Source organism: Myxococcus sp. CA039A (assembly GCF_013336645.1).
Classification (GTDB): Bacteria; Myxococcota; Myxococcia; order Myxococcales; family Myxococcaceae; genus Myxococcus; species Myxococcus llanfairpwllgwyngyllgogerychwyrndrobwllllantysiliogogogochensis.
In genome coordinates this window covers 1-5,968 of the sequence record NZ_JABUMQ010000478.1, presented here as the reverse complement: position 1 = coordinate 5,968, position 5,968 = coordinate 1, and the positions used below count along the sequence as shown (strand labels likewise).

Here is a 5,968-nt window from a genome sequence, read left to right as displayed (position 1 = left end):
GTCCTCGGCGGGGATGCTGTCCGCGCGGTAGCCATCGCGACGCCCCCGGACCGAGTCCCTGTCCGGACGCGCGTCGCCGAACGGGTCCTCCTCACGGTTCGTCGTGCGCCGGGGCTCCGAGTCCGTCGAGTCTCCGAACGGGTCCTCTTCCCGACTCACGGGCTGCTTCGAGGAGGGACGCCTGCGACGAGGCTCGTCCGCCACCACGCTGTCGGGCAGGCCGCGCAGCGACGAGTGCCGGTCGCTGCACTCACTTCGGTTCTCCGTGCAGATGCCCAGGCACTGGGTGAGCTTCTTCACCGTGCGCCCGCTGCCTCCGTACTCGATGGAGCAGTCCTCCTTGCAGGTGGCGTAGTCCTCCTGACAGCCGGAGGGGACGGCGCCGCGCTGGGCGCTGGCGGGGGTGGCGGCGAGCGCCAGAAGCAGGAAGGGCAGGAGACGCATGGCAATTTCGAAAACTACCAGTCTTCGTGCCTCCCGGCGCCAGGGGGGCGCGCTATGGTTCAGGGGCGCGGCCGGAGCGCCAAGAGGAGGAACATGGCTGTCAGGGTGGGCATCATCGGGAGCCATGGTCTGGAGCAACTGTTGGGGCTCTCTGGTCGGTTGGAGACCCACACCCTCGAAACCCCCTTTGGTCCCCATGCGGGCCCCCTCATCTCGGGCGAATTGGACGGCGTCTCCGTCGTCTACGTACCCCGCCACGGCGCGGGCCACGTCTTCAACGCCACCCGGGCCCCCTACCGCGCCAACCTCTTCGCGATGAAGCAGCTGGGCGTCACCCACGTCCTGGCCACGGGCACGGTGGGCAGTCTCCAGGAGCACCTGCCGCCGCTCCAGCTGGTCGTCCCGGACCAGGTCATCGACCGCACCTACCGCCGACCCTGCACGTTCTACGACGACCTCGCGGTCCACGTGGAGCTGGGGTCTCCCTTCTGCGGCACGCTCCGTCAGGTCCTCGCCAACGCGGCGGCCAGCAGCGGCGCAGTGGTGGCCACCCAGGCGACGTATGTCTGCGTCGAGGGACCCTCGCTCAGCACGCGCGCGGAGAGCCTGCTGTACCGGCAACTGGGCGCGGACCTGGTGGGGATGACGGCCATGCCCGAGGCGCGGCTCGCCCGGGAGGCGGAGCTGCACTACGCGCTGGTGGCGCTGCCCACGGACTACGACTCGTGGCAGCCCCTGCCCCCGGGCCAGGAGCACGAAGCCCTCCTGGCGCGCCTGTCCCACAACGTGCAGGCCGTCACCGCCAAGGGCGCCGCGCTCATCCGCCGCGCGCTGCCCCGTATCGCCGAGGCTCCCTCCGCCTGCCGCTGTGACTCCGCGCTGGCGCTGGCCCTGTGGACCGAGCGCTCCCGAATCCCGGATGAGGTGCGCTCCCGGCTTCGTCCACTGCTGGGCAGATATCTTCCGCCGAACGTCGTCTAGCCGGGCGAGAGCCTGCTCGGCCGCCTGCTGCCGATAGGCGTCGCGAACCCCACCTTCCGTTACCCGAGAGTCGGGAGCGAGGAGGGAAGGATGCGGCTGCCGCGGCTCAAGTACCTGACCTGGCGCGAGTTCACCCGGCGCTTCGTGAAGGAGTTCCAGGAAGACACCGTCACGGACATCGCGGCGCAGCTCTCCTACTACCTGCTGTTCTCGCTGTTCCCGTTCCTCTTCTTCCTCGTCACGCTGGTGGCGTACCTGCCCTTCGCGCCGGGCGCGGTGGACGCGATGTTGGAACGCGTCCGTCCGCTGGTGCCCGGGGATGCGCTGGGCCTGGTGACGCAGCACCTGACGTCGCTGGTGCACCAGCCCCGGCCCAAGCTGCTCACGGTGGGTCTGCTCGTGGCCCTGTGGTCGGCCTCGCGGGGCGTGGACGCCCTGCGCAAGGCGCTCAACCTGGCCTACGACGTGCCCGAGTCGCGCCCCGTGTGGAAGACACAAGGGCTGGCCATGGTGATGACGCTCATCGGCACCCTGCTCATCCCGCTGTCCTTCGCCGTGTTCCTCCTGGGCGGCAAGCTGGGGGCGTGGCTCGCGACGCGGCTGCACGTGCAGGAGGCCTTCTACGTCCTCTGGTCCTGGGTGCGCTGGCCGTTCACCGCGGGGCTGGTGATGCTGGTGCTGTCGCTCTGCTACTACCTGCTGCCGGACGTGAAGCAGCGCTTCAAGTACATCACCCCCGGCTCCATCTTCGGCACGCTGGTGTGGATGGCGAGCACGTGGGGCTTCACGCAGTACGTGGAGCACTTCGGCAAGTACAACGTCACCTATGGCTCCATCGGTGGCGTGGTGGTGCTGCTGTTGTGGCTCTACATCTCCGGGCTGGTGTTCATCCTCGGCGGAGAGCTCAACGCCATCCTCGAGCACGCCTCGGCGGAGGGGAAGGAGAAGGGCGCGCGCCAGTTCGGCGAGCCCGCTCCAGCAGAGCCTCCCATCAAGACGCCGGGGGCCGCCAAGAGCGCGGCCAGTGCGAAGCGCTCCCGGCTGGCCTTCTGGCGCTGGCGGCGGCGCGTGGCCCGGGGGAAGTCCCCCGAGCCTTCCGCGGCGGAGCTGGAGCGCGGGCCTCCGTCCACGCTGCACTGAGCCCGGGCGGGGAGGTTACTTCCCGCCCAGCTTCTGCTTGATGGCGGGCAGCTGGCCCGGGCTGTTGTTGCTGCCGCGCAGGTTCTTCTTGGCGATGAACTCCTGAAGGTCGGAGATGCGCTGCTTGTTGGTGGGGTGGGTGCTCAGCCACTTCATGACGCCCGGCGTGTTGCCTTCCTGGGCCTGGAGCTTCTGGAAGAAGCTGATGAGTCCCTTCGGGTCGAAGCCGGCGCCTGAGGAGTAGCGTGCGCCGTACTCGTCGGCCTCCAGTTCCTCGCTGCGGCTGTGGGCCAGCATGGCGCCACCACCGACGAGCTGCGCGGCGACCTGCGCGGCCGCGCCCGGGTTCTGTCCCAGCGCGAGCTGGGTGACGGTCTGCAGACCCATCTGGTTCACCATGGCCCGCGCCGAGTGACGGCCGACGACGTGGCCCGCTTCGTGCGCCATGACGCCCGCAAGCTCCGCCTCCGTGTCGGCGGCGAGGATGAGGCCCGTGTAGACGTAGAGGTAGCCGCCCGGCGTGGCGAACGCGTTCACCGTCTTCGGGTCGTCGATGACGTTGATCTTCCACTTCACGCCCGGCCGGTCCTTGGTGGCCTGCTTGATGATGGGCGCGGAGAGGTTGCGCACGTACTCGACGATGGTCGGGTCCTGCACGTATTTGATCTTCTCCTTCTGCTCGAGCTCCTTCTTCACCTGCTGGCCGATCTCCGCTTCCTGCTCATCGGAGACGAAGGTCTTCGCCAGAGCCTTCTCCGCCTGGACGCGCTGCGTGGTGCAGCCCGTCGTCACTCCCATGAGGAGGGCGAGGCTCCATACCGCCGAGAGAATCCGCTGCATGACCGAGGACGCCTTTCTTTGCCGGTTGATGCGTTGAGAGAGCGACTGCCCGGACTCTTGGGCAGCGTCCACCTCCACGGCAAGTCCCTCGTGTGGGTTCCGGCGGAATGAGTGAGGCTCGGGACTCCTGGCTCACGGGTGCGGGAGGGCTCGTGCGCCTCGCGGTACACCCGCCGAGCCTTGTCGTGTCATGCGAGCAGCCGGAGATTTCGGGGTGGCGGGTGTCGAAAGGAATGGGCACCCGAGGAGGTCGTGATGTCGCGTCCGGTCTGGGTGGGCTCGCTGAGCTTCGGCCCCGTGACGCTCCCGGTGAGGGTGCACGGCGCCGTCGTGTCCCGGCAGGTCCAGTTCCATCTGCGGCACGACGCGGACGGCGCGCGCATCCAGAACAAGCGGGTGTGCTCCGCGGACGGTGAGGAGGTGCCGCTGGAGCACGTGGTGCGGGGCTACACGCTGGCGGACGGCCGGCAGGTCACCGTGACGAGCGGGGAGCTGGAGGCGCTGGACCCCATGGCCAGTCGGGTCATCGCGCTGGAGGAGTTCGTGGACCCCGCGCGAGTGGACTCGCTGTTGGTGGATACGTCGTTTCATCTGATGCCCGCGAAGGGCGCGGAGCACGCGCACGCGCTGCTGGCTGCTGCGCTGCGGGAGTCGGGCCGCGTGGGCGTGGGACGGTGGGTGCTGTACCAGAAGGGGCACCTGTGTCTCGTGCGGCCGCATGCGCGGGGGCTCGTGTTGTCCACGCTGCACGCCGTGGACGAGGTGGTGTCGCGGGAGCAGCTCTCCGAGCAGGGGATGGCGGAGGCCGCCGTCGAGCCCGGGGAACTGGAGGCGACGCTGCGACTCATCGAGGCGCGCTCCGCCGACTTCGAGCCCGGGCGCTACCCGGATGTCCACCGCGAGCGGGTGCTGGCGTTCCTGGAGCGCAGGGCTCGTGCGCAGGCTCGGACGCGACGTGGGCCTCGGCCCGCTCCCGAGGTGACTCCGCGCGAAGCCGAGACGGGGGCATTGTTGGGGGCGCTGGAGCGCGGGGTGGCCGCGCTTCGGGCGGGACAGCGGCTGCCGTCAGTGGAAGGGGCGCTGAGGCTGCGCCCCCGGGTGGCGGCCCGCGAGGTCCGGGAACAGGGAGGAGACACCCCGACCCCCGAACGGGAGTCGACCCCAGGCGGGGTGGATGACGAGGGCGGTGAGCCCGCGCCCTGAGGAGATGGCTCGATGGATGCGTGCCGCGTCGCACGGTCCTCCGGGGGCCACCTGCCCTGACCTGATGGGTCCATGCCGTTTCGAGCGGCGCCCCGGAAACCCAGGACTGCTGATCGCCGCCGGGATGCGTCCCTCTTCTTGCCCGGGCCCACCGGGGTCGTTCCGCTCCCAGGCCCGTCCGAGAACCTGTCGCCGGGGCCTGGGGTGAGGGTGCTCGGGGCACCGCCGCCAGCGCCCCGGGGCATGTGCGCGAGACGACAGGCGCAAGAAATGCGTGGGCTGGGAGGGCGCCGGTGCTATGTGCCCGAGCGGATGCCTGAGTTACCCGAAGTGGAAATCGCCCGGCGCAATCTGGTGCGCTGGTTCGATGGACGACGCCTCGTGCGCGCGGATGCGGATGACACCCGCGTCTTTCGCGGCGCCGAGCGCGGCCACTTCGCGTTGCTTCACGGCCGGCTGGAGTCCCTCGTCCGGCGGGGCAAGTACCTCCTCTTCGCCTTCGAGGAAGGCCGAGGACTCCTCGGCCACCTGGGCATGACGGGCAAGTTCGTCCGGCGCTCCGAAGGCGATGCCGTCCCCTACAGCCGCGCCCGCTTCCACCTGGACAACGGGCAGGTGCTCCATTTCGCCGACGCGCGCATGTTCGGCCGCATGGAGCCGACGCCCTCCGCGGGCCTGCGCTCCCTGGACGTCGTGAAGGCCCTGGGCCGAGACCCGCTGGCGGATGGCCTCACCTCCGGCCAGCTCGAACAGGCCGTGGCGTCCTCGAAGCAGGACCTGAAGATCGCCCTGATGGACCAGGCGCGCATCGCCGGCCTGGGCAACATCCACGCCGCGGAGGCCCTGTTTCGCGCCGGCCTCCACCCCGCCCGGAAGCCCTCCACCCTCACCCCGGACGACTGGAAGCGGCTGGTCCAGGCCATCCGGGCCAGCATCGATTTCGGCCTCGAGGAGCAGCAGGGCGAGGAGCCCGTGTACCTCGAGGATGGAGGCTCCGAGAACCCGTTCCTGGTGTATGGGCGCGGTGGCGGCCCGTGCTCCAAGTGCGCCTCGCCGGTGGAGTCCTTCACCCAGGCCGGACGCACCACTTATGCCTGTCCGAAGTGCCAACCCCGGGGGAGGACAGGGAAATGACCCTGGACGTCCTGTCGTTGACGGCGCGAACTCGCGTCCCGGTTGGCGTTGACACCCCCCTGTCCCGTGGCTTGAATCGCCCGCCTTTCCGACCCGGCCGCCCCGAGCGGCCCTGGAGATCGTTGCCCATGTCTCACGTCCTGCTGGCGGCGCTGCTCGTCGCTTCCTCCACGGCCACCGCCCAGGTGCCGGCTGGGGGCACGCCTCCGCCCGCGCCCGCGGAGGC

The 5,968-nt window shown here is 70.0% G+C and carries 5 protein-coding genes and 1 pseudogene; 4 read left to right on the top strand and 2 right to left on the bottom strand.

Going from position 1 to position 5,968, the window contains the following annotated elements; translation table 11 throughout:
- Window positions 1-444, bottom strand: a pseudogene (locus HR086_RS43805) (hypothetical protein); the annotation flags it as partial.
- A gap of 93 nt (window positions 445-537) precedes the next feature.
- On the opposite strand from HR086_RS43805, the gene HR086_RS43800 reads away from it, so the two are divergent.
- Together HR086_RS43800 and HR086_RS43795 are read left to right on the top strand one after the other, a co-directional pair.
- On the top strand, window positions 538-1,425 hold the full coding sequence (locus HR086_RS43800) for an MTAP family purine nucleoside phosphorylase (RefSeq protein ID WP_174457552.1): 888 nt from the start codon (window positions 538-540) through the stop codon (window positions 1,423-1,425).
- Between the two features lie 90 nt (window positions 1,426-1,515).
- Window positions 1,516-2,565 (top strand): YihY/virulence factor BrkB family protein, encoded by a 1,050-nt coding sequence (locus HR086_RS43795; protein ID WP_174457551.1) that lies wholly within the window; start codon window positions 1,516-1,518, stop codon window positions 2,563-2,565.
- Between the two features lie 15 nt (window positions 2,566-2,580).
- Here the strand turns inward: HR086_RS43795 and HR086_RS43790 are convergent, their stop codons facing one another.
- Window positions 2,581-3,405, bottom strand: a complete 825-nt coding sequence (locus tag HR086_RS43790; protein ID WP_174468610.1) for a M48 family metallopeptidase — start codon at window positions 3,403-3,405, stop codon at window positions 2,581-2,583.
- Between the two features lie 255 nt (window positions 3,406-3,660).
- On the opposite strand from HR086_RS43790, the gene HR086_RS43785 reads away from it, so the two are divergent.
- Together HR086_RS43785 and mutM are read left to right on the top strand one after the other, a co-directional pair.
- The gene (locus HR086_RS43785) at window positions 3,661-4,608 is read left to right on the top strand and encodes a Ku protein (protein WP_174468609.1); all 948 of its coding nucleotides are present in this window, start codon (window positions 3,661-3,663) and stop codon (window positions 4,606-4,608) included.
- A gap of 312 nt (window positions 4,609-4,920) precedes the next feature.
- Entirely contained in the window at window positions 4,921-5,742 is an 822-nt protein-coding gene (gene mutM / locus HR086_RS43780; protein ID WP_174468608.1) for a bifunctional DNA-formamidopyrimidine glycosylase/DNA-(apurinic or apyrimidinic site) lyase, read from the top strand.
- Window positions 5,743-5,968 lie beyond the last annotated feature (226 nt).